Source organism: Gemmiger formicilis, from assembly GCF_016901605.1.
Classification (GTDB): Bacteria; Bacillota; Clostridia; order Oscillospirales; family Ruminococcaceae; genus Gemmiger; species Gemmiger formicilis_B.
Map to the genome: position 1 here is coordinate 1 of NZ_JACJKP010000442.1, position 461 is coordinate 461.

At 56.8% G+C, this 461-nt stretch carries 1 protein-coding gene; it reads left to right on the forward strand.

The window, feature by feature from the left end; genetic code table 11:
* Nucleotides 1-461, forward strand: a 461-nt coding sequence (locus tag H6B10_RS15345) for a methionyl-tRNA formyltransferase (RefSeq protein WP_275951095.1), incomplete at both ends; no start/stop codon positions are given.

Sequence of the window (461 nt, forward strand, 5' to 3'; positions counted from 1 at the left end):
CGGTCAAACAGCTGGCGGTGCAGCACGGCATTCCGGTGTATCAGCCGCGTACGCTGCGCGATGGTTCCTCGGACGATCTGATCCGGGAATTGGCGCCTGACATTATCGTTGTGGTAGCCTATGGCTGCATCATCCCGTCCCAGCTGCTGCATGTGGCGCCTTATGGATGTGTGAATCTGCATGTGTCGCTGTTGCCAAAATATCGAGGGTCCGCCCCCATTCAGTGGGCGGTTCTCAATGGCGATACCCAAACCGGCGTATCAATCATGCAGCTGGATGAAGGCTTGGATACCGGTGATGTGCTGATGGTGGAACCGGTGGAGATTGACCCGGAAGAGACAAGTGGTCAGCTGTTTGACCGTGTCAGTGCCATTGGCGCCAAAACTTTGGTTGCAGCACTGGAAAAGCTGCAGGCCGGACAACTGCAGGCCGTACCGCAACAGCATGAGCAGGCAACCATG